General features: G+C 70.4%; 18 protein-coding genes. 12 read left to right on the top strand and 6 right to left on the bottom strand.

Annotated elements, in window-relative coordinates:
- Positions 1-14: 14 nt before the first annotated feature.
- Together JIAGA_RS0124970 and JIAGA_RS0124965 are read left to right on the top strand one after the other, a co-directional pair.
- The gene (locus JIAGA_RS0124970) at positions 15-335 is read left to right on the top strand and encodes an ArsR/SmtB family transcription factor (protein WP_026877767.1); all 321 of its coding nucleotides are present in this window, start codon (positions 15-17) and stop codon (positions 333-335) included.
- Entirely contained in the window at positions 332-853 is a 522-nt protein-coding gene (locus tag JIAGA_RS0124965) for an SRPBCC family protein (RefSeq protein WP_035812954.1), read from the top strand. Before JIAGA_RS0124970 ends, JIAGA_RS0124965 begins: the two co-directional genes overlap by 4 nt.
- Before the next feature lie 4 nt (positions 854-857).
- Here JIAGA_RS0124965 and JIAGA_RS0124960 read toward each other — a convergent pair whose 3' ends face one another.
- Together JIAGA_RS0124960 and JIAGA_RS0124955 are read right to left on the bottom strand one after the other, a co-directional pair.
- Positions 858-1,460, bottom strand: coding sequence for a nitroreductase family protein (locus JIAGA_RS0124960; protein WP_026877765.1), 603 nt, complete (start codon positions 1,458-1,460; stop codon positions 858-860).
- A 113-nt stretch (positions 1,461-1,573) separates the two neighbouring features.
- Positions 1,574-2,002, bottom strand: coding sequence for an SPW repeat protein (locus JIAGA_RS0124955; RefSeq protein ID WP_026877764.1), 429 nt, complete (start codon positions 2,000-2,002; stop codon positions 1,574-1,576).
- Positions 2,003-2,106: 104 nt separating this feature from the next.
- Here JIAGA_RS0124955 and JIAGA_RS33495 point away from each other — a divergent pair, with 104 nt between their 5' ends.
- The 4 genes from JIAGA_RS33495 (at position 2,107) to JIAGA_RS0124930 (ending at position 5,462) form a co-directional block, all read left to right on the top strand.
- Positions 2,107-3,144, top strand: a complete 1,038-nt coding sequence (locus JIAGA_RS33495; protein WP_051426485.1) for a hypothetical protein — start codon at positions 2,107-2,109, stop codon at positions 3,142-3,144.
- Positions 3,145-3,319: 175 nt separating this feature from the next.
- Positions 3,320-4,795, top strand: a complete 1,476-nt coding sequence (locus tag JIAGA_RS32240; protein ID WP_084470093.1) for a multidrug effflux MFS transporter — start codon at positions 3,320-3,322, stop codon at positions 4,793-4,795.
- A gap of 47 nt (positions 4,796-4,842) precedes the next feature.
- Entirely contained in the window at positions 4,843-5,058 is a 216-nt protein-coding gene (locus JIAGA_RS0124935; protein WP_026877763.1) for a ribbon-helix-helix domain-containing protein, read from the top strand.
- Complete coding sequence (locus tag JIAGA_RS0124930) at positions 5,055-5,462, top strand: PIN domain-containing protein (protein ID WP_026877762.1); 408 nt, start codon at positions 5,055-5,057, stop codon at positions 5,460-5,462. The genes JIAGA_RS0124935 and JIAGA_RS0124930 overlap by 4 nt, the downstream gene beginning before the upstream one ends.
- An 81-nt stretch (positions 5,463-5,543) precedes the next feature.
- On the opposite strand, the gene JIAGA_RS0124925 is transcribed toward JIAGA_RS0124930, so the two are convergent.
- The 3 genes from JIAGA_RS0124925 to JIAGA_RS32230 form a co-directional block, all read right to left on the bottom strand.
- Complete coding sequence (locus JIAGA_RS0124925; protein ID WP_035812952.1) at positions 5,544-6,563, bottom strand: lactonase family protein; 1,020 nt, start codon at positions 6,561-6,563, stop codon at positions 5,544-5,546.
- 30 nt (positions 6,564-6,593) lie between these two features.
- On the bottom strand, positions 6,594-7,937 hold the full coding sequence (locus tag JIAGA_RS32235; protein ID WP_051426748.1) for a GGDEF domain-containing protein: 1,344 nt from the start codon (positions 7,935-7,937) through the stop codon (positions 6,594-6,596).
- 606 nt (positions 7,938-8,543) lie between these two features.
- Entirely contained in the window at positions 8,544-9,842 is a 1,299-nt protein-coding gene (locus JIAGA_RS32230; RefSeq protein ID WP_035812949.1) for an MFS transporter, read from the bottom strand.
- A gap of 782 nt (positions 9,843-10,624) precedes the next feature.
- Here JIAGA_RS32230 and JIAGA_RS33490 point away from each other — a divergent pair.
- From JIAGA_RS33490 to JIAGA_RS0124885, 6 genes are all read left to right on the top strand, one after another.
- A complete protein-coding gene (locus JIAGA_RS33490; RefSeq protein ID WP_051426484.1) occupies positions 10,625-11,353 on the top strand; it encodes a hypothetical protein in 729 nt (242 codons plus the stop codon).
- Positions 11,350-13,491, top strand: coding sequence for an Rv1355c family protein (locus JIAGA_RS0124905; RefSeq protein ID WP_026877760.1), 2,142 nt, complete (start codon positions 11,350-11,352; stop codon positions 13,489-13,491). The genes JIAGA_RS33490 and JIAGA_RS0124905 overlap by 4 nt, the downstream gene beginning before the upstream one ends.
- 18 nt (positions 13,492-13,509) lie before the next feature.
- Positions 13,510-15,744 (top strand): putative bifunctional diguanylate cyclase/phosphodiesterase, encoded by a 2,235-nt coding sequence (locus JIAGA_RS32220; RefSeq protein WP_051426483.1) that lies wholly within the window; start codon positions 13,510-13,512, stop codon positions 15,742-15,744.
- Positions 15,745-15,958: 214 nt separating this feature from the next.
- Positions 15,959-16,456, top strand: coding sequence for a helix-turn-helix domain-containing protein (locus JIAGA_RS0124895; protein WP_026877759.1), 498 nt, complete (start codon positions 15,959-15,961; stop codon positions 16,454-16,456).
- 37 nt (positions 16,457-16,493) lie between these two features.
- Positions 16,494-17,681 carry an imidazolonepropionase gene (gene hutI / locus JIAGA_RS0124890; RefSeq protein WP_026877758.1) on the top strand — a complete coding sequence of 396 codons (1,188 nt, stop codon included), beginning with the start codon at positions 16,494-16,496 and terminating at the stop codon, positions 17,679-17,681.
- A gap of 47 nt (positions 17,682-17,728) precedes the next feature.
- The gene (locus JIAGA_RS0124885) at positions 17,729-18,238 is read left to right on the top strand and encodes a ferritin (RefSeq protein ID WP_026877757.1); all 510 of its coding nucleotides are present in this window, start codon (positions 17,729-17,731) and stop codon (positions 18,236-18,238) included.
- Positions 18,239-18,363: 125 nt separating this feature from the next.
- Here the strand turns inward: JIAGA_RS0124885 and JIAGA_RS0124880 are convergent, their stop codons facing one another.
- Positions 18,364-20,979: a M14 family zinc carboxypeptidase gene (locus JIAGA_RS0124880; protein WP_084470091.1), complete on the bottom strand. Its 2,616-nt coding sequence runs from the start codon at positions 20,977-20,979 to the stop codon at positions 18,364-18,366.
- Between the last annotated feature and the right edge of the window lie 129 nt (positions 20,980-21,108).

Below are 21,108 nucleotides of genomic sequence, written 5' to 3'. Positions count from 1 at the left end.
GTTACAAATAACGGGTGACGACGGACGTCTTCGAGGCCTTGGCCGACCCCACCAGGCGGCGCCTGCTGGAACTGGTCTCCGCCCGCGAGCGCACCGCCGGTGAGCTGGCGGCGGCCTTCGACGTCAGCCGGCCGGCGGTGTCGCGGCACCTGCGAGTGTTGCGCGACGCCGGCCTGGTCACCTGGCGCGGGGACGGCCAGCGCCGCCTGTACCGGCTCCAGCCGGCCGGCCTCGCGGAGGTCGGCGACTGGGTGGAACGCACCCGGGACAACTGGGCGGCCCGTCTCGATGCCTTCGAAGCCCACCTGGACGAACGATGGAAGGACGAACCGTGACCACGTCTCCCGACAGCCCGCCGCCCGCCGACGACGCCCGCGGCACCCTCGGCGTGGGCCCGGACGGCGCCTGGCAGATCCGGTTCGAGCGGCGGTTGCGGCACAGCCCGGAGCGGGTGTGGGACGCCCTCGTCGACCCCGAGCAGCAGGACCGCTGGGTACCCGGCGTCCGGATCGAAGCGGTCGCCGGCGGCGCCGTCCGCTACGACTTCGGTGACGAGGGCGTCGCCGACGGCGTGGTGCTGGGCGTCGAGCCGCCGTTCGCGCTCGAGCACACGTGGCGCTGGCCGGGCGAGCCGGAGTCGACCGTGCGCTGGGAAGTGCGGCCGGCCGAGGACGGGGCCGTCCTGGTGCTGATGCACCGAGCACTGCGCCAGGCTCCGGCCGTGGACTACTGCACCGGCTGGCACACCATGCTGGACGCTCTGCGCGCTTTCCTGGACGGTGGCGACCCGGCCGAGCTGACTCCCGACTGGGAGGCTCTGGCCCAGGTCTACGGCGAGCTGGCCAGCCGCTGACAGCTCAGGCGCTCCAGCGGCCGCGATGCACCACGTCGTCCATGCTGCGGCGGCCGCGCCTCAGCGACGGTGAACGCCGGTCGGTAGCGGGGTGCCCGACGGTGATGGCGCCGATCGGGGAGTAGTCGCCGGGAACCCCGAACGCCTCGCGGAACGCCGCGACCCGTTCCGGCGGGATGCCGAAGAAGCAGGCGCCCAGGGCCTCGTCGACCACGGTCAGCAGCATCAGCAGGCTGGCCATGCCGGTGTCGATGTCCCAGTACGGCGCCGGCCAGCGGCTCTCGTCGCGGTCGGTCCAGCCCTTGTCCGGCTCGGCGTAGCGGTCCAGGTAGGCCTGCTTCGACGACAGCGGGACGATGACGACCGGGGCCCGGCGCAGCCCTCGCGACCACTCGTCGTCGCCCTGCCCCGGCGGGGTTGCCGCCGACCAGAACCGGTCGACGTCGTCGGCGGTGTCCAGCCGCAGGAACGCCCAACCCTGGCTGAAACCGGCACTGGGGGCATGCAGGGCGGCGGTGAGGATGCGGTCGACGGCGGCAGGGTCGACCGGGCGTTGGTCGTAGTTGCGGATCATGCGGCGGCGGCGGACCACGTCGGCGAACTCCATGGGCTGCATGATGGCCCATCCGCCGGGCGGACGACGACGTACGGGACCTGTACCGTCGCCGTCCGCCGCTCGAATGCGGGATCGAGACGTGCGGTGCGCGTGCCGCGGTCGGCTCAGGTGCGGCCGCGGCGCATACCGCTGGACATCATCGCGAGGGCGCACAGGACGACGACCGCTCCGGTGATGACGTTGCTGACGATTGCCGACGTGTCCGGTGTGTCGCCCGCGACCACCCACGGCGCGACGACGGCCCAGACACCCAGGACGGGCGCGATCCAGGCCAGGCCGTGCAGGTGACCGTACGAGGCGACGAAGCCCGCCGCCAGCACGGCGACGGCAAGACCGGTGACCAGGTTGGTGGCCGTGAGTGCGGAGTGACCGGTGAAGCCGATCACCCATGGCGACATCGCCAGATACAGGCCGGCCAGGAACGCGAGACCATCGGCGTACTGCGCCACGGGGGTCTCGGAGATCTGGTCGTAGCGATGCCTCATGACGGCGACATCGGGGTGGTGTTCGATGTCAGGCGTGGGCGTGGTCATGACCCCACCTCCTCGAGAGGACTCGGGTCGGTCCCGCACCTCTATGATGCTCCTGTCGACGCCCGTCGCGTCGAAACCGCCGCCGCCGAACAGAACGAGCAGACATGGCGTTCTTCCGCCGCAGGTCCCGCGTGCCCGCTGACCCCCGCCCGGCCATCGCCCGCTTCTGGGCGTGGTGGGCGGAGAACCGGGCGGACGTCGTCGCGGCGGCGCAGGAACAGCGCTCCGACGAGCTCATCGCGCTGCTGCGTCCAGCCGTCGCCGCCCTCGACCCCTCCCTCACCTGGGAACTGTCACCCAGCTCGCGCAAGCGGCTCACCCTGGTGGTGTCCAGCGGCGGGAAGGCCGAGCTGCGCGCGCTGGTCGAGCGCTGGGTGCTGGCCGCGCCGGACGACCCCGACGTCGAGTTCGCGCCGGTCCGCCGCGCCGACCCCACGCTGTTCGAGTCGGCCGTCATGAAGATCGACGACTACGACATCGAGCTGCGTGAGCTCGTCGCAGGAACCCGCGTCGACGTCCAGCACGGGGTGCTCGACGTCGTCATCCACCACCCACTGTTCCCGCTGCTCGATCACGAGCACCGGCTGTCGGTCGCGTTCATGGGCCTCGACGCCGCGCTGGGTGAAGACGACGCCGAGCGATGGATCGGCGAGGTCGAGGTCTCCGCCGACACCCCCATGGACGCCATCCCGGTCGCCATGCTCGGCACCGTCGTCGACCAGCTGCGCCCGGCGGGCGGGCAGTGGGCGGTGCTGCGCGGCACCGGCCGGAAGGGCCCCATCGTCGCCCTGGTCCGCAGGCCGCTGGACCGGGTCGAGCGGCCCCTCGCCGACACCCACGTCGCCGTCGTCCTGGACTACGAAGCCGGTTCCGACGGTCAGCCGCGGGACGTCGCCATCGTCGACGACGCCGAGAAGCTCGGCGAACAGGTCCTGGCCGAGCTCGGCGGCGACGGGCCGCGGGTCATCCACGTCGGCCGCGTCACCGGTGGCGGCCAGATCATCGTGCACTTCTACGTCGACGGTCTCGAGGTGGACCCATCCCGGGCCCGGCCGGTGCTGGAGGGCTGGACACACGGGACGGCGGCCGTGCAAGCGACGCCGGACCCTGGTTGGGACGCGGTGGCGCCACTGCTGCGCTGAGCGCCGTATCCGCCGCACTGAGCCCGCGCATCACCGGCGCTGGGAACGAAATTTCCGGATGCGGAATGTCAGCGGCGTCTGGCACAGTTGTTGATGGCGACACTCACGCCGTCGACGCCGTGGGCCTTGGTCTGCCAGACATCCCAGCACCACCTCTGGAAGAGGTCCTTTCTCCATGCCTGCGCGCGCTCGCACCGCGACCGAAGCCGCCCCGACCCCGTCCCGTCAGCAGATGATCCGCCGGGTTCTGGTGCTCGGCGCCCTCACCGCCCTCGGTCCGCTGACCATCGACCTCTACCTGCCGGCCTTCCCGGCCATCTCCGGCGACCTCGGCGCGTCCGAGGCGCAGGTGCAGCTCACCCTGACCGGCACTCTGCTCGGCTTCGCCGTCGGACAGTTGATCCTCGGGCCGCTGTCGGACGCTGTCGGCCGCCGGCGCCCGCTCATCGCCGCCACGGCCGTGCACGTCGTCGCCTCGTTGCTGTGCGCGGTGGCACCGACCATCGAGGTGCTGGGCGCCTTCCGGGTGCTGCAGGGCATGGCCGCGGCCGCGGGCGCCGTCGTGTCGATGGCCGTGGTCCGCGACCTGTACACCGGCCTGCCGGCGGTGCAGCTGCTGTCGCGGCTGATGCTGGTGACCGGTGTGGCGCCGGTGCTGGCGCCCACCCTGGGTGGCCAGGTGCTGCGCTTCACCGACTGGCGGGGCGTGTTCTGGGTGCTCGGCGCGCTCGGCGTCGGCCTGCTCGCGGTGGTCGTGTTCGGCCTGCGGGAAACCCTGCCGCCGGAGCGGCGCCGCCGCGGCGGCCTCGTCGGTACCGTGCGCACCTACGGGTCCATCCTGCGGGAGCGGACCTTCGTCGGCCTCATGCTGACCGGCGGGCTGATGATGGCCGCGCTGTTCGGCTACATCGCAGGTTCGTCGTTCGTCTTCCAGGACGTGTACGGGCTGTCCGAGCAGGCCTACGGCATCGTGTTCGGCATCAACTCGCTCGGGCTGATCATCGCCACGCAGGTCAACGCCCGCCTCGTGCGTCGGGTCCGGCCACAGTGGATCGTGTCCGGCGCGCTGGTGACCGCCGCGTCGGCCGCCACGCTGATGGTCGTCTTCGCCGCGACCGGACTCTTCGGCATATACGGGGTGGCGGTGCCGCTGTTCGTCATCCTCACCACGGTCGGCTTCACCATGCCGAACATCCCGGTCCTCGCCCTGGCCAGCCACGGACGATCGGCCGGAACGGCGGCGGCCTTGCTGGGCGCCATGAACTTCCTGGTCGGCGCCGTCAGCGCACCACTGGTCGGTGCTTTCGGCACCGGCTCCGCGGTACCCATGGCCGCGGTCATGCTGTCGATGGCGGTGCTGGCGGTGGGCGCGATGTTCCTGATCGCGCGGCCGTCGCGAATCGGCGGCCTGGAGCCCGACCCGCCGATCGCGGTGCCGGTGGAGCCCGACGCGCCGGTGCCGGCAGCCGCGCAGCCGCACGTGCCCACCGACCCGGCCGGACGACGCCGTCGCCTGTCGCCGCGGCTGACGGTCCGGGCACACCGACCCGCCGCCGGGCCCGACGGCGCTCCGGCCGGCCGCCGCGTCGCCGCCCGCACCGGTGGGCGGCGGGCTCGCCGGCACGCAGGTGGGCGCAATCACTCGGGTTGATACCGCGACAGCGAGCAGGTGGCACCCAGCGGTGGTACCATACGTGCATGGAGAAGACCACCGTCTACCTGCCGGGCGAGCTCAAGGCCGCGGTGAAGCGGGTGGCCCGTCAACGAGGAGTGAGCGAGGCCGAAGTCATCCGCGACTCGATTCGCGCCGGTGTCCAGGCCGACCGTCCGCGGCCGCGGGGTGGGCTCTTCGCGAGTGGTGAACCCATCGCGGAGCGTGCGGACGAGTTCCTGGCCGGATTCGGCGAGCGGTGATCGTCGACACCAGCGCGTTGCTGGCGTACTTCGACACCGACGAGCCCCAGCACGGCGCGATGGCTGATGTGATCAATGCGGCTACCGAGCCGTTGATCGTTTCGCCGTATGTCGTAGCGGAACTCGACTACCTCGTGGCGACCCGCCTAGGTGTTCAAGCTGAACTGGCGGTGCTCACCGAGCTTGCGGGTGGGGCGTGGGAGCTTCCCTGCATCGGTCCGGAAGAGCTCGGTCAGATCGCGACGGTCATCCGCAAGTACGCTGACCAGCAGATCGGCGCGGCTGATTCGTCCAACGTCGTGCTGGCGCGGCGGTTCGGGACCCGGGTTGTCGCCACCCTGGATCGCCGCCACTTCGAGGTGCTTCGGCCCTTGGACGGCGGGCGCTTTCGGCTCGTGCCCTGACCGGCCATCGTGCCTACGGCAACCGGCCCATGGTCAGGTGAGGTCTGCGATCTCACCTGACCATGGGATGCGGAAGCCTGGTCAGGCGAACAGGATGCTGGCCGGGCTGGGGAGCTCCAGCGCCGGTTCGCGCCGTTCGGGGAGGCCCGTCGCCGGGTCCAGGACGAACGTCACCAGCGCGTCGGAGGACTGGTTGGCCACGTAGAGGTACCGGCCGGTCGGGTCCAGCTCGATGTCGCGGGGATGTCTCCCGCCGCACGGCACCGTGGCGACCAGCGAGACGTTCGCGCCGTCGACCGCCAGGACGGCGATCTCGTCGGGACCGCGGTTGGCCACGTACAGGTACCGGCCGGCGGCGTCGAGACGGATGGCCGACGGCTGGCTGCCGCCGCGGTCCGGGCCGGGGTAGGTCGGCACGCTGGCCAGTACCGCGGGCCGGGTGAGGTCGATCACTGTGACGGTGGAGTCGAGCTCGTTCACCACGTAGGCGTGATCGCCCGCGAGCACGAGGTGGCGCGGCCCGGCGCCGGCCGGCACCCGGATCTCGTCGACCGGGTTCAGCCGGCCGGTCCCCTCGTCCAGGTCGTAGCGATAGACGGTGTCGGTGCCGAGGTCGGCGGCCAGGACGTGGCCACGAACGGGGTCGGTCACGATCATGTGCGCGTGCGGACCCTGCTGCCGGGGCACGTCCGGACCGCTGCCGGTGTGCTGCACCACGTGCGTCGCGTCGCCGAGCGAGCCGTCGTCGACGATCGGGTGCACGCTGATCGAGCCTGAGCCGTAGTCGGCGGTGAGCAGGAACCGGCCGCCCGGATGCACCGACAGATGGCACGGGCCCGAACCGCCGGTCGGACGTGGCACGCCCAGCGGGCTGAGAGCGTCGCCGTCGACCGCCCACGCGCTGACCCGCCCATCGGCCACCTCGTGGACGACATAGAGGACGCGGCCGTCAGCGGAGCGGGCCACGTACATGGGGTTGTCGACGCCCTGAGCGCCGACGCCGACGGGCTTCACCCAGCCGTCGTCGACCTCGACGAGGGTGACGCCGTCCGCACTGCTGCCTCCGCCGCCCGTCGTGGCGGCGCCGATGTATGCACGCATGCGCACATCATTCCGCACGCGACCGCGAGGTCATGTCGTGGCGGGCGGTGGCTCTTCGAGCTGATCGACCGGATCGGTGCGGCGCACGTCGGAACCGCTGAGTCGGACCGTGTTGCGTCCGGAGTTCTTGGCCGCGTAGAGAGCGGTGTCCGCGGCCAGCAGCAGCTCGTCGATGGTGCCGATGCCGTCGGACGGGTAGATGGCACCACCCACCGATGCGGAGACGCTCGGCGGTGGCCCGGCGGTAGCGTGGGCCGGCGGCTGGACGACGACCGACAAGATGCGCCGGCGGATGCGCTCGGCGACGTTGTGCAGGTTCTGTGCGCCCCCGACGGCCGGGAGCACCACGACGAACTCCTCGCCGCCCCACCGGCCACAGGCGTCTTCGTCGCGGATCTCGGCGATCAGCTCATCCGCCACTGCCTTGAGCACCTGGTCGCCGTACGGGTGGCCGTAGGTGTCGTTGAGCCGCTTGAAGTGGTCGAGGTCGACGATGAGCAGGCCCAGGGTCTCGTTGCGGTCGCGCGCACGGGCAAGAGACTGATCGGCGAAGTCGTGCCACCACCCCGCGGTCGCCAGACCGGTCTTGGCGTCGACCCGGGACGCTTGCTGGTACTGGCTCACGAGGATGCCGCGGTGCAGCGCCACCATGGCGATGACGATGCCGGGCAGCACGAAGGGGTTGGTGACGACGACCACGGCGGCGACCAGGCCCAGGCCCATCGCCCCGGCCTCGAGGAGTTGCTCGCCGAAGTTGGCGAACAGGTCGCGCACGGTGACCGTGGGCTTCGAAAGGGCGATGGCGACCATGACGAGGCCCATGTTGATGGCCCAGCGCAGCACAGCCGCCAGCACGATGACCGCGAGGTCGCTGAGCCCGGCCAGCTCCGCCGACGCCGGCACACCGGGGTAGTTCTGCATTCCGAGCGCCAATACCGCGACAGCCGCTTGAGTGCCGCACAGGACGGTGGCGCACGAGAACACCCACCGGTAGACCAGGCCCTGGCCTTCATGCTGCACCCGGATCCATGAATGCAGGTACGTGAACACGACCATGGCGGTCGCGAACACCGGCGGCAGGACGATCACCGCGGCGAAGCTCCACACGGCCTTCGTGTCGATGTACGCCACGGAGCTGCTGTGCCCGTAGACGCGCCGACGCTCGATGTGTCGGGTCAGCTCGATGGCGATGACGGCGCAGACGACGAGCACCGCGAAGTGGGTCAGGTCGCCGCGCTCTACTGGGACCAGGAACGCCGTACTCAGGCTGGTGCCCGCGGCGACTACGCAGACGAGGAGCACGACCAACCGGACGGCCTTCGGCGCCTGCCAGAGCGACCAGCTCGCCGTCCAACCTCTGGATCGTCGAATCATGCCGCTCACGGATTCCACCTGCGCAGATAGCCGGGGTCCTGCCGGGGTTGAGACATAGTAGCGGAAAAGCGAACGTTGTGTCCCTGGCGAAGTAGGGACAATGAAGGCGCAAAGCGGACGTGTGCGGCACCCTGGCCGACAGGTGCCAGGCCGCCGGAAGGAGGGTCGCCAGGAACCCGCGTGGGCGCATCAGCTCGCCATGCCCTGAGCTGATCTTCACGCGATCCGCGGCGACCTGGCAAGCGTGGGAGGAGGTCGACGGCGATGCGTGACAACACCTGGACCTGAGTGGGGCGTGACGTGGTGGTGCGAGTGATCTGGGAGGAGGTCGACGGCGATGCGTGACAACACCTGGACCTGAGTGGGGCGTGACGTGGTGGTGCGAGTGATCTGGGAGGAGGTCGACGGCGATGCGTGACAACACCTGGACCTGAGTGGGGCGTGACGTGGTGGTGCGAGTGATCTGGGAGGAGGTCGACGGCGATGCGTGACAACACCTGGACCTGAGTGGGGCGTGACGTGGTGGTGCGAGTGATCTGGGAGGAGGTCGACGGCGATGCGTGACAACACCTGGACCTGAGTGACACGAGAATCACCCGGGCGGTCTCATGGCCGGCCGGTGATGTCGTCGGTCTCGTCCGGCGGGCTGGACAACGCGGTGGGGGACGAGGCTGCACGGAGCCACCGCAGGGTGGCCACGGTTGCCGCGACGGTGCCGAGTGCCGCAGCGACGGCGATGATCGTCGACGGCGCCAGGACCTGGGCGACGACACCGGCGATCACGATGGCCAGGCCTTGCGCTGCCCGCAGCGCGGCGATGGCTACGCCGACCGCCTGGCCGCGACGGTGTGCTGGCACGGCCTCGACATAGGTGGCCTGGGTGACCATGTCGTGTGCGGAGAACACCCCGCTGAGCGTCCACAGGACGAACGTGACGGGCAGTCCCGGCGCCCAGCCGGATGGGAGCAGGATGGCGCTGCTCGCCACCGCGAGGGGTCCCATGAGCGCCAGCCGGCGGTCGGGCCGGACGCGGCGCAGGAGCAGCATGCCGATGAACGTGCCGATGGGGTTGGCCGCCAGCAGCCAGCCGACGGCGGCGGTGCCGGCGCCGATCTCGGCGGCGTACGGCACCGCGATGCCCTCGGGCACCACGTAGAACCCGGAACAGCAGGCGATGGCCATCAGTGTGCGTAGCCGCGCGTCGTGAGCCACGACCCGCCAGCCTGCGCGAATGGCCTGCCATTGGCCGTCGCCGGGCGAGTCGATGGTCGATTCGGCGGCGTCGCCGGCCCCGCCTCGGAGCGGCCGGAAGAGTCGTGGCGGGTGTGGGCCGAGGCCGTAGGCGATCAGGATGCCGGACACGACGAAGGTGACGGCGTTGATGACCAGCGCCGCCGACGTGCCGAGCTCGGCCACCAGGGCGGCGCCGGCACCGAAGCCGAGCACGAGGCCGGCCTGGTAGGCCATGGAGAACACGCCCAGCCCCAGGGTCAGCCGGTCGCCGGTCAGGATGTCGGCCAGGACCGCCTGCCGGGCGGCCGAGAACGGCGCCGACACCAGCTGGACCGCCACCAGAAGGGCCATCTGCCCGGCGAGCGGCACGGCCGGGATCGCCATCGCGACGACCATTACGGCCCGGCCGAGGTCAGTGGCGACCATCACGTCGCGGCGCGGGTAGCGGTCGGCCAGCCCGGCCAGGGCTGCCCCGCCCACCAGGTCGGGTAGGTACGTCAGGGCGTACGTCAGCGCCGCCAGGCCGGCCGACTCAGTGCGGTCGAACACCAGGAGCGTCAGCGCCACGCGCGCCAGCTGGTCGCCGATCACGGAGAGCACATGCGCGAGCCACAGCCAGCGGAACTCCGAGGCTGCGAAGACGTCGCGGTACGTGGCCGGGGAACCAGACATTTCCGAAGAGTCTGACCGCTTTGTTGACGGTGGGCAAGATCGGCGGCGGTGTTGCGTCGTGGCCGGTCCGGCCCGGCCGCGGGTCGCCGTGGGCACGTTCACGCAATTCCGGTAGGCACCGAATGGGCCCGGAGAATATGCCGTTCGACATTTCGTTCCGCGGCCTGCCGATATTCGCGTGCCGGGTTGGTCGCGAACCGTCACGCAGAGCGACGGCCACCACAAAGCGTGACGTAGAGTGAGGTATTGATCACTGAGCGTCATCCACGGATCGCTACTCTCCGTGACATTTTGTGACGCAAAGTAGTTGTTGCGCGATCCCTTTTCGCTGTCTATTCTCTAACCATTCGCACCGGCAATTAGGTGCTCGGTCCAATTCGAAAGGATTGGATAGCCACGAGGGACGGGGACGTCGCGAGCAGTCGCGGCAACCTCGGGGCAGCCGACACCTGGAGGTGCGTATCACGGCTTCGGCCGTGACCCTGGACCGGTACGGCCCTCCGCCCTGCACAGGCCGTGCCGCGATAGGGAACGTGGTGCGCGCGTCCGGGGACGTGCGCACCACGTTCCAAACGGGGCGGCGACGGGTTCCGCGGGCTGGTCTCGTCGCCGCAATGGTGGAGGCGCGGCGGGTCTGTTGGGGGGCAGGCACCCGTCGCGTTCTCCATTTCGGCGTCGTCCTCGCGCCGCGATCGGGCATTATGGGGCATCTAAGGTGTGAACGGCGCATACGGTACAGACATTGCAGACCGGACGGAGCCGTGAAGCCAGGTGTGGACCTCATGACGAGTACCAGCCCGCGAAATGCCATCACCCCCACGCGCGCCACGACCGCGCTCTACGAGTTCCGCGACGAACTGTCCGGGACCTGGCTGCGCTTCTACACCCCTGCGCGCCGGTTCGACCTCTGGCAGGAGTACGTCGCGGGCGCGCAACGGACTTATCAGCGATATCGCGTCGAGAACGCGTTGCGCATCCCACCCGCGACCGCCGAGACCGACGTTCCGTTCTTCGCCGTGGCCAGCGACGACGACGGCGTCGTGCGGGCCGGGTGGTACACCAACGGCCGGCTGGGCGCCGTGAGCGCCGCGCACGCTCCCTCGGAGTTCGCCAGTGAGCCGTTCTCCGCGGCGATGGTCGCCGGCTGGATCGACGGTGTGCTCGAGGCCGGCGTCATGGAGATGAAGGGCGCGTGGGTCGACCCGGAGTCGGAGCACAAGTCGGCGCTTGCCGACCTGCTGGCGCGCTCCTATCTGCACGCCCTGCACGTCGTCGGGGTTCCCTACGCGTTCGGGACCGCCGCCGAGCACGCCGCGCCGCGGTGGAATCAGTCGGGCGCACGCTCGCTGGACGGCATCGTCTTCGCCGCCTACCCGGACGACCGGTACCGCACGACGTTCCTGTGGTGGCACATCGACGAATCGCCGCGGTTGTGCACGCCGGAACAGCGTGAACTGTTCGAGGCGGAGCGCCTGCAGGCGCTCGCCGGCGGTCCAGAGGCGGGTCGATGACGGGACAGCCGGCCTCCGCCGGTGACGCATGGCGGCCGGTCCACGTCGATGATCCCGACGACCTGGCGGCCCTGCACGACGATCCGGAGACCGTCGTCGTCGACACCATCGAGCAGCAGCGGCGTGATCTCCGCCGGATGCGGCCGGCGGTCGATCCGGCCCATCTCGAGGAGCCCAGCCGCTGGTACTACTACCCATGGCGGCGCGCGGTCGTGCATCTGCTCGGCCCGGCCGGATTCCAGGCACTGCGTTCCGACCGCAACCGCAACAAGATCACGGCCGAGGAACAGCGCCGGCTGCGCGGCCAGAGCGTCGGCGTGGTCGGCCTGAGCGTCGGGCACGCCATCGCCCACACGCTCGCCCTGGAAGGCATCTGCGGTCGCATCCGGCTGGCCGACTTCGACCACATCGAGCTGTCGAACCTCAACCGCATCCCGGGGACGGTCTTCGACCTCGGCCTGAACAAGGCGGTCGTGGTCGCGCGGCGAATCGCCGAGCTCGACCCGTACATCGACGTCGAGATCGAGCCGCGGGGGCTGGATCTGCAGACCGCGGACGCGTTCATGGACGGCCTGGACGTGGTGGTCGAGGAATGCGATGCGTTCGATCTCAAGCTCGCGGTGCGCGACGCCGCCCGACGGCGCGGTGTCCCGCTGGTCATGGAGACCAACGAGCGGGGCATGCTCGACATCGAACGGTACGACCTCGAACCGGACCGCCCGCTCTTCCACGGCTTGCTCGGTGACGTCGAGCCGGCCGCCCTGATGGGCCTGTCGACGCATGACAAGGTGCCCTACGTTCTCCGCATCCTCGAGCCGGACGAGCTCTCCGCGATCATGGCCGCCTCGATGACGGAGGTGGACGAGACCCTGAACACCTGGCCGCAACTGGGTGGTGACGTCAGCCTGGGTGCGGCCACCGTGGCGGCGGCGGTCCGTGCCCTCGGGCTCGGCCGGCCGCTGCCGTCTGGCCGCGTCCGGGTGGACGTCGAGGCGATGCTGGGCAAACTGTCCGAGCCGCCCCGGCCGGTGGACATCGTCGACGGCGCCGATGCGACGGCTGAGCCGGAGCCCGCGCCGTCCTCCGCCATCGACGCGGTGGTGCACGCCGCCCGGCTGGCCCCGTCCGGCGGCAACACCCAGCCGTGGACCTTCGCCCTGGACTCGACGGGCCTCGACATCCTGCTCGACCCGGCACAGACATCTACGCTCGACGTCGCGTTCCGCGGCAGCCACGTGGCCATCGGTGCGGCGCTGTTCAACGCCAGGGTGGCCGCGGCTCGACACGGTGTCCTGGGTGCGGCGCAGATCCTCCCCGACGGCGCCGACGGCGCCGACGGTCCGGACGCGCCGGTGGCCAGGCTGCGGTTCGGCAGCGACGCTCCGGGCGAACTGGCCGGCCTGTACGAGGCGATGGTCAACCGGGTGTCCAACCGGAACCTCGGCCGGCCCGATCCGCTGCCCGCCGGCGTGGTGGCGGCGCTGGAAGACGCCGCCCGGGCCGAAGGCGCCGATGCCGCGGTGATCACGGAGCGGGACCGGCTGGGCGAGCTGGCCGAACTCATGGGCGAGTCCGACCGGCTTCGCTACCTCACCCCGCATCTGCATCGCGAGATGATGCGCGAGCTGCGTTGGCCCGGCACCGACGACCTGACGTGGGGCCTCGACGTGCGCACGCTCGAACTGGACGACTCCGACCTGGCCAAGTTGGCCGTCGCCAGGCGAGCCGACGTGATGGCGGTGCTGGCCGACCAGGACCTCGGCCGGGCGCTGGGCGAGCCGACCAGAGACCGGATCGACGCCGCCTCCGGCCTGATCGTCGTGACCGTCGACGGCAGCGAGCCGGCCGACTACGTCCGTGGCGGACAGGCGGTCGAGCGCGTCTGGATCGAGGCGGAGCGGCACGGCCTGGCCGTGCAGGCGATGTCGCCGGTGTTCATCTTCGCCGTCGACGACGCCGACTACGAGGAGCTCTCGCCCCGGTTCGCGACGCGGTTGCGGCGCCTCCACGCCGACTTCGCCGTTCTGACCGGAACGACCGACCAGGCCATCGCCCTCGTCATGCGCATCGGATACGCTCCGTCGATCAGCGTCCGAAGCCGCCGCCTGCCTGCCGACCGAACCGTACGGACGCGCTGAGGGCCCCGGAGAGCGACTATGAAGATGGACCCCGAGACCATCCAGCCGCTGTTGAAAGCGTTGGCAGAGGCCACCGACAGCATGTCGGCCGACGTGCTCGCCGTCGGCGGCGGCATGCCGCTGGTGTCGTGGGGCAGCGCCGCCGCGGCCGGGGTGCGCGGCCGCGACCTCACCACGATGCGCGACGCCATCCGGGACCTCGCCGGGCGGGTCGTCCAGCAGGGCGGCGACGGCGTCGTGGAGTCCGCCGACGCCGTCGGTCACCTGCTGCTCGCCACCCCGCTGAACTACCACGACTTCCACGGTGCGATGTGCCTGGTCCGCGAGGGCGACAGGCCGTGGAGCGCCACCGACCGCACGCTGCTGGCGATGGCCGGCGCGCTGTGCGCCGCGGTCATGGAGGCCGGCGAGATGCCCGGGCAGTACGGACGCCTCGATGCCCTCGTCACCTATGTCGCGACCGAGTTCATGGGCGTCTCCACCACCGACCTGGCCGAGACCCGGCACCGGGTGCTGGGTGAGCTGGGCCGCTACTTCGGTGCCGACACCTGCCTCCTGCGGCACAACGACCCGGAACGGCGCGCCAGCATCCTCATCGACGAGTGGCCACGCCGGGAGGTCATCCCCGATCCGGACCCACTCGGCGTGGTGCCGTGGGACACCGACGACCCCATCTTCGCGATGATCAAGGATCTGCGGGAGCCGTTCATCCTGCGGCCCAGCGACGGCCAGTCGAGCTATCAGCAACGGGTCGAGGCGGGCTCCGGCGTGCCGCAGGTCTCCATGGCGACGGTCCCCTTGATCGAGGGGGAGTCGACCCGTGGCGTGCTGGGGCTCATCCATTTCGGCGACCGCATCTGGACCCGCGCGGAGGTGCGGGCCCTGCGCGCGATCGCGTCGCTGCTCGTCCAGCTCGACGGCCGGGTCACAGCCGAGGAGAGCCTGCACCACCAGGCGTACCACGACGAGCTGACCGGGCTGTGGAACCGCCGGGCCTTCGTCGAGCACCTGACCACCGCCCTGGCGGCCGACCCGCACGCGCCCCTTGCGGTGCTGTTCGCCGACATGGATCGGCTCAAGACGGTCAACGACGTCCTCGGTCACGCCGTCGGCGACAGCTTCATCCAGCAGGTGGGGCAGCGCCTGCGCGAGTCGGTGCGGCCGCTTGACGTGGTGGCGCGGCTGGCCGGCGACGAGTTCGTCATCGTCCTGCATGGCATCGGCTCGGCCGCGGCGGCAGAGCGGGCCGCCCGCCGCATCCTGGACCGCGTCGCCGAGCCCCTCGACGTCGGCGGCCACGCCATCAGTCGTAGCGCGAGCATCGGTCTCGTGGTCAACGGCGACGTCGCCAGCACCGCGGACGAGCTCTTGAGCAATGCCGACGTCGCACTGCTGGACGCGAAGGAGCGGGGTGGTGACTCCGTGGTCACGTTCAACGACGAGCTGCGGTCCAAGCTACTCAACCGTGCTGACCTCGAGCTGCGTCTGCGTACGGCCATCGGCGACAACCAGATGCGGCTGTACTTCCAGCCCGAGTTCGACCTGCGCGACGGCCGGCTGACGGCGGTCGAGGCGCTGGTGCGGTGGCAGCACCCGGAACGGGGGTTGCTGGCCGCGGAGGCGTTCATCTCGGTCGTCGAGGAGATCAACCTCGCCGCTGAGCTGGGCCGCTGGGTCCTGGAGGAAGCCTGCCGGCAGCTGTCGGTGTGGAAGAGCACCTCGCCCGTGCCCCCGCCTGTGGTCCGCGTGAACATCTCCGCGGGCGAGCTCATCAGCGCCGACTTCGTCGGGTTCGTGGCCACACTGCTCAACCGCTATGGCCTCGCACCGGCCGAACTGGGCATCGAGATCACCGAGGGCACGGTGATGCGCGAGATCGACGACGTCCAGGCCACGCTCAACGGCCTACGCGGCCTCGGTGTCACGCTGGCCATCGACGACTTCGGCACCGGCTACAGCTCGCTGGCTCAGCTCAAGCAGCTGCCGGTTGACATCCTGAAGATCGACCGGAGTTTCGTATCGGCGCTGGCCGAGAATAGTGGTGATCGCGCCATCGTCGCCGCGATCGTCCGGCTGGCCGAGGCGTTCAACCTCACGACCGTGGCGGAGGGAGTGGAAGACCCGGCGGCCGTCACCACGCTGCTGGACCTGGGCTGCTATCGGGCCCAGGGCTTCTTCATGTCGAAGCCGTTGCCGGCGCAGGTGGTCCTGGAACAGGCCCGGAACCCGGGCGTTCCGCTGCGCTTGGCATGACGGAGGAGACTCATGGTGGCGGTTGCCATGCGAAAGACCTAGCATGCGGGCTGAACACCTAGCGGACAACCGGTGATCAATCGGCGACGAATGCCCGGTATTCTCTGCTTTTGTCCCGGGAGCGTTTCCCGGGTCTGCCAAGGGGGGCGCGGCGCAGGCGTGCTGGTGGAGGGCGAATCAGTACGGAGGACGAGGCACCTTGGGGAGCTCGACGATGAACGACGGTAGTCCCGACTCGACAGAGCAGGACTTCGCGAAGGTCGTGGGTGCGCGGCTACGGGCGCTGCGCAAGCGCCGCCGGCTGTCATTGCAGGCTGTTGAGGAGAAGTCCGGCGGCCGGCTGCGTGCCGTGGTCGTCGGGTCGTACGAGCGCGGTGACCGGGTCGCGTCGATCCGCCGCATCGCCGAGCTGGCCGAGTTCTACGGCGTCCCGGTCGACACCCTGGTGTCCGACGGCGCCCGGTCCCGGGTCCCGTCGCAGGAGGGCAAGGTCGTGATCGACCTCGAGGCGCTGCGCGACGCGCCGCCCGAGGCCGAGCGGCTGGCCAACTTCGTCGCCTCGATCCAGCGGCAGCGCAACGACTTCGGCAGCCCGGTCCTGACCATCCGGGCCGAGGACATCTCGCTGGCGGCGTTGCTGTACGAGATCCCACCGGCAGAGCTGCGCGAGAAGCTCGTGACGTGGGGCGTGCTGGCCCCGCGCGGCACCTGACCCGCGGCGTCCGGCCGGAAACGCACCCCCGCCGCCCGTGGTCACCACCCTGCTCGACCGGATCGGCCTGCTGGTCACCAACGATCCCGCGCTCGGCGACGGCTCCCCGCTGGGTGCGATCCCCGAGGCCGCGCTCGTAGCCGGCTCCGACGGCACCGTCGTGTGGGTCGGACCGTCCTCCCAGGCACCGGCGGCCGATGTCCGCCTCGACGCCGGTGGCCGGTGCGTGCTCCCCGGGTTCGTCGACAGCCACGCCCACCTCGTCTTCGCCGGCGATCGTGCGGCGGAGTTCAGCGCCCGGATGAGCGGAGAACCGTATGCCGCCGGCGGCATACGCACCACGGTGGCCGCCACCCGCGAGGCACCGGACGAGACGCTGGCCGCGACCCTGGCCCGGCTGGTGGGCGAGATGCGCCGGCAGGGCACCACCACGGTCGAGATCAAGAGCGGTTACGGGCTGACGGTGCGCGACGAGGCGCGGGCGCTGGCGCTGGCCCGCGCACACACCGACGAGACGACGTACCTCGGCGCACACGTCGTGCCTTCCGAGTACGCCGACGACCCGGCCGGCTATGTCGACCTGGTCACGGGACCGATGCTCGACGCCTGCCGGCCTCACGCGCGCTGGATCGACGTCTTCTGCGAGAGCGGCGCGTTCGACGCGGACGCGGCCCGGGCGATTCTCAGCGCGGGTCTGGATCGCGGCCTGGGTGCCCGGGTACACGCCAACCAGCTCGGCCCTGGCCCCGGGGTGAGGTTGGCCTGTGAGCTGGGTGCCGCCAGCGCCGATCACTGCACTCACCTCGACGACGCCGACGTCGCGGCGCTGTCCGACTCCGGCACGGTCGCCACACTGCTGCCGGGCGTGGAGTTCTCCACCAGGTCTCCCTACCCCGACGCTCGCCGGCTCCTCGCCGCCGGCGTCACCGTCGCGCTGGCCACGGACTGCAACCCGGGGTCCTGTTACACCTCGTCGATGCCGTTCTGTATCGCGCTGGCAGTCCGTGAGATGCGGATGACCCCCGCCGAGGCCGTGTGGGCCGCCACCGCCGGCGGCGCGGCGGCACTGCGCCGCGACGACGTCGGCCGGCTGACTCCCGGCGCCCGGGCTGATCTCGTGCTGCTGGATGCGCCGTCGTATGTGCACCTCGCCTACCGCCCAGGTGTGCCGCAGGTGGCCGACGTCTGGACCGCAGGCAGGTACGGCGAACCTTCGCAAGGATAGGCAGGACTTCGTGGAAATGCGCTCTGAGCTGCGTTAACGTCAGGCGCATGAAGCTCAACGACACTCTTGCCAAGGCATACTCCGAGCAGATAACCCTCGAGATCGCGTCGTCGGTCGCCTATCTGCAGCTGGCCATCGCACTGGAGGACGCCAACCTGCCAGGCATGGCGTCGTGGATGCGCATCCAGTCCGACGAGGAGCGGGACCACGCCGCCAAGTTCATCCAGCACGTCACCGATCGCGGCAACCGGCCGCAGATCGGCGACATCCCGGCGCCGCTCGACTCCGGCCCCACCGTGCTCGCCGCGTTCGAGGCGGCGCTGGCGCACGAGCGGAAGGTCTCCGACTCCATCCGGGCGCTCTACCGGCTGGCCCTGGCCGAAGGCGACATCGACAGCTTGCCGCTGCTGAGCTGGTTCATCGAGGAGCAGATCGAGGAGGAGTCCACGGTCTCGGAGATCCTCGGCCGGCTGCACCTCATCGGCGACGACGGCCCCGGCCTGCTGCGCCTGGACGCCGATCTGGGCGCCCGGTCCCCCGGCCACGACCCCAAATGATCACGTTCGGCATGGGTCCTCCCGCTCCACCAGGAATGTAGGCATCGTGTGGCGGGAGCACGCCTGGGGCTCGGTTCCGCCCCGGCCCGATGAACTGGGGCCGGGGCGGAACCGTTGCGACCGCTCTACTGCGCCAGCCTGGCCGCGGCGTCCACCGGCGTGGCCGGGCCGTTGTATAGGGCGTTCGCCACGATCGTCCACGCCACCCGCGGCCAGCTACGGAACGTGATGTCCGCGCCCGCGACGGTCGCCTGGCCCTCGCCCACGCCGAGGGTCACGACGTTGGCCAGGCCCTGCAGCGCCTCCTGGCCGTGCGCGTACCCGCTGGCCAGTAGCTCACCACTGGCCGGGTAGGTGGACGCCACTGTCGCGGCGTCGTCGCCGACCTGGTAGGCCGGGCTGTTGTAGAACCAGACCGGCCACGACTCCGGCATGCCCCAGGTGGCCGGGGCGGCCGGGTCGAACTCGGCGTTGATCAGCGTGCCGGGCGCGTTGAGCACGTCGCGGTCCGACGGGGTGGCGTTGGTGAGGGGCAGCGCGAGCAGCTCGCGGGCCGTCTCCGCCGCCGTGCCGACGGCCACCAGGTTGCCGCCTTCGTTCACCCAGGTGGCCAGCGCCTGCCAGCCCGCTTCGCCGACACCGCGGGCCCAGTGGAACTCCTCCGGGTACCGGGCCGGGTCGAGGCCGGTGACGATGCGGGTCTTGTTCACGCCGGGCGCGACGAGGATGGTGTCGAACTGCGAGAGGTCGGCATAGTCGTCGGCCTCCACCACCTCGTAGTTCAGGCCGTAGGTGTCGGCCAGCCACATCAACCAGCCGCCGGGCATGTTGTTGGCACCTCGGATCAGGCCGATCTTCGTGTCCGGCTTCAGCTCCAGCGCGGGCACCTCCGGTACCTGCGGCACCGCCGCCACCGGCAGCGCCGTCTGGTCCGAGACCTCCACCAGCGTGTCGCGGGCGGGGCCGGTGGCAGGGACGATGACGGTTCCCGGGTCGTACGACGCGCCGCCGGCCTGGAACGCCTCGGTGGCCCGCAGCACCGGGACGTCGTTCTCCTGCAACCGGGCGAGCACGTGCGTGAGCCCGTAGGACGTCGGCCGGACCAGGTAGGCGCCGCCCTCCGGTGCGGTGCGGACGGCCGGTGCGGTGATGTCGTCGGCGGAGATCCGCTCGGTACGCGCCACCCGGGCGTCGTCGACCCCCTGCACCGTGAGGCCGAGCAGCATCGCGAGATTGTCGGTGGTCTCGCTGTACGGCATGATCAGCGGACAGTCGCCGCACTTGCGGGCGGAGTCCGGGTACACGTCCAGCTCGAGCACCTGGTCCACCCAGCTGCCCATCGGCTGCTGTGTCTGGATCAGCAGCGAGCCGGCCGGGAAGGTCTGCCGTCCCACCCGAACGGTCGACAGCGCACGGTCCACCTCGACACCGGCGATGTCGAAGATCTCCACCAGCTGCTTGACGGCGAACGGGTCACGCTGGCCGGCGGGGACGATGTACGTCTCGGGGCCGCCGTCGGGCTCCATGTTCTTCTGGTTGACCTGGTACAGGTTGTTGTACAGCCAGTCGTCGGCGTCCTTGGCCACGCTGTCCAGCGCGGTGTACATCGACAGCTTCGCGTACTCGACGATCTGCTCCAGCGTCCACGTCTTCTCGGTGTACGGGTCGAAGGTGCGCATCGTGCGGTCGCGGGCTCCTGGCGGACTGCCGTCGGGGTTCGAGAACGGCAGCGCGAGGTCGCGAACCGAGGCGATCTCGTGCAGGAACAGAGAGGCACCGCGATGCGGCCCGGTGCCGAACACGTCGGCGTTCCAGAAGATCCCGTAGGCATCGTCGGTGCTGACCCCGGGGAGGCCGGCCTCGGCCGCGGCGTTGGCCACCTCGGCGCCGAGAGCGTTGGCCGCGGAGATCGGGATGGAGTCGATGTTCGGGCCGATCGGCTCGTCGAAGGGCGGCACCCACATCCGTGGGCTGTTCGTGCCGGCCTGGTGCATGAAGTGCAGGATCACCGGGCGGTACTGCTGCTCCAGATCGGTGCGGATGCGCGACTCCTGCTGCGTGAAGAAGATCCAGTCGCGATTGTTGTCGTGCCCGACGTACTTGTGGTACAGGTCCGGATAGGTGCGCGCGTAGTCGGTGCCCTCGGTCTCGTTGAAGTAGTCGACCATGAGGTGCTGGCCGTCCGGGTTCGCCGACGGCACCACCAGGATCACCAGGTTGTCCAGGATGTTCTGCACGTACTCCGACCGCTCGGTCGAGAGCCGGTGGATCACGTCCACCAGTGCCGGCAGGTTTCCCACCTCGCTGGAGTGCAGCGTCGCCTCGAGGTAGTAGACCGGCACGCTCTGCTCGGCGAGGGTCCTGGCCTGGCTCTCGCTGAGCCCGGAACGGGGGTCGGCGAGCTTCTCGTTGGCGGCCAGGATCTCGTCCAGCCGCGCGAGGTTCGCCGCGGAGCTGACGCGCATGATCGGGTATTCGTTGCCCAGCGTCGTCGTGCCGGCCACTTCGTACTCGACGCTGTCGGACTCTTCGGCCACCAGTTCGAAGTAGTCCTTGATCTCGTCGAATGCGGCGAGTTCTCCTGTTGTTCCCATGGGGAAACCGAAGAACTCCTCCGGGGTCGGAATGTCCTCGGCTGCGGCGTCCGCAGTGCTGGCCTGGTCATCACCCGGGACGATGACCAGCGCCGTTGCCGCCAGTGCGGTGACGGCGATGCCCGTGAGGGCGCGTTTCACTGACATGGGACCTCCGTGTGCTCGAACCGGCGTCGCGCTCGGCGCTGTGACATTCACCGGACATTCCGGACGGTGGGCGTCACGTACGGTATCGACAGCACCACTTCGGGTCAATGGTCATGACAGGGAATAAGA

This window comes from Jiangella gansuensis DSM 44835 (assembly GCF_000515395.1).
GTDB lineage: Bacteria > Actinomycetota > Actinomycetes > Jiangellales > Jiangellaceae > Jiangella > Jiangella gansuensis.
Note: the sequence above shows the minus strand (reverse complement) of the source record. Positions and strands in the feature narration are given on the sequence as shown.

Coding starts and splice junctions, on each gene's coding strand:
- JIAGA_RS32230 (WP_035812949.1), bottom strand. CDS start 9,842: ATGTCTGGTTCCCCGGCCACGTACCGCGACGTCTTCGCAGCCTCGGAG.
- JIAGA_RS0124935 (WP_026877763.1), top strand. CDS start 4,843: ATGGAGAAGACCACCGTCTACCTGCCGGGCGAGCTCAAGGCCGCGGTG.
- JIAGA_RS0124895 (WP_026877759.1), top strand. CDS start 15,959: ATGAACGACGGTAGTCCCGACTCGACAGAGCAGGACTTCGCGAAGGTC.
- JIAGA_RS0124885 (WP_026877757.1), top strand. CDS start 17,729: ATGAAGCTCAACGACACTCTTGCCAAGGCATACTCCGAGCAGATAACC.
- JIAGA_RS0124880 (WP_084470091.1), bottom strand. CDS start 20,979: ATGTCAGTGAAACGCGCCCTCACGGGCATCGCCGTCACCGCACTGGCG.
- JIAGA_RS33490 (WP_051426484.1), top strand. CDS start 10,625: ATGACGAGTACCAGCCCGCGAAATGCCATCACCCCCACGCGCGCCACG.
- JIAGA_RS0124905 (WP_026877760.1), top strand. CDS start 11,350: ATGACGGGACAGCCGGCCTCCGCCGGTGACGCATGGCGGCCGGTCCAC.
- JIAGA_RS0124955 (WP_026877764.1), bottom strand. CDS start 2,002: ATGACCACGCCCACGCCTGACATCGAACACCACCCCGATGTCGCCGTC.
- JIAGA_RS33495 (WP_051426485.1), top strand. CDS start 2,107: ATGGCGTTCTTCCGCCGCAGGTCCCGCGTGCCCGCTGACCCCCGCCCG.
- JIAGA_RS0124925 (WP_035812952.1), bottom strand. CDS start 6,563: ATGCGTGCATACATCGGCGCCGCCACGACGGGCGGCGGAGGCAGCAGT.
- JIAGA_RS32235 (WP_051426748.1), bottom strand. CDS start 7,937: ATGATTCGACGATCCAGAGGTTGGACGGCGAGCTGGTCGCTCTGGCAG.
- JIAGA_RS32240 (WP_084470093.1), top strand. CDS start 3,320: ATGCCTGCGCGCGCTCGCACCGCGACCGAAGCCGCCCCGACCCCGTCC.
- JIAGA_RS32220 (WP_051426483.1), top strand. CDS start 13,510: ATGAAGATGGACCCCGAGACCATCCAGCCGCTGTTGAAAGCGTTGGCA.
- JIAGA_RS0124960 (WP_026877765.1), bottom strand. CDS start 1,460: ATGGAGTTCGCCGACGTGGTCCGCCGCCGCCGCATGATCCGCAACTAC.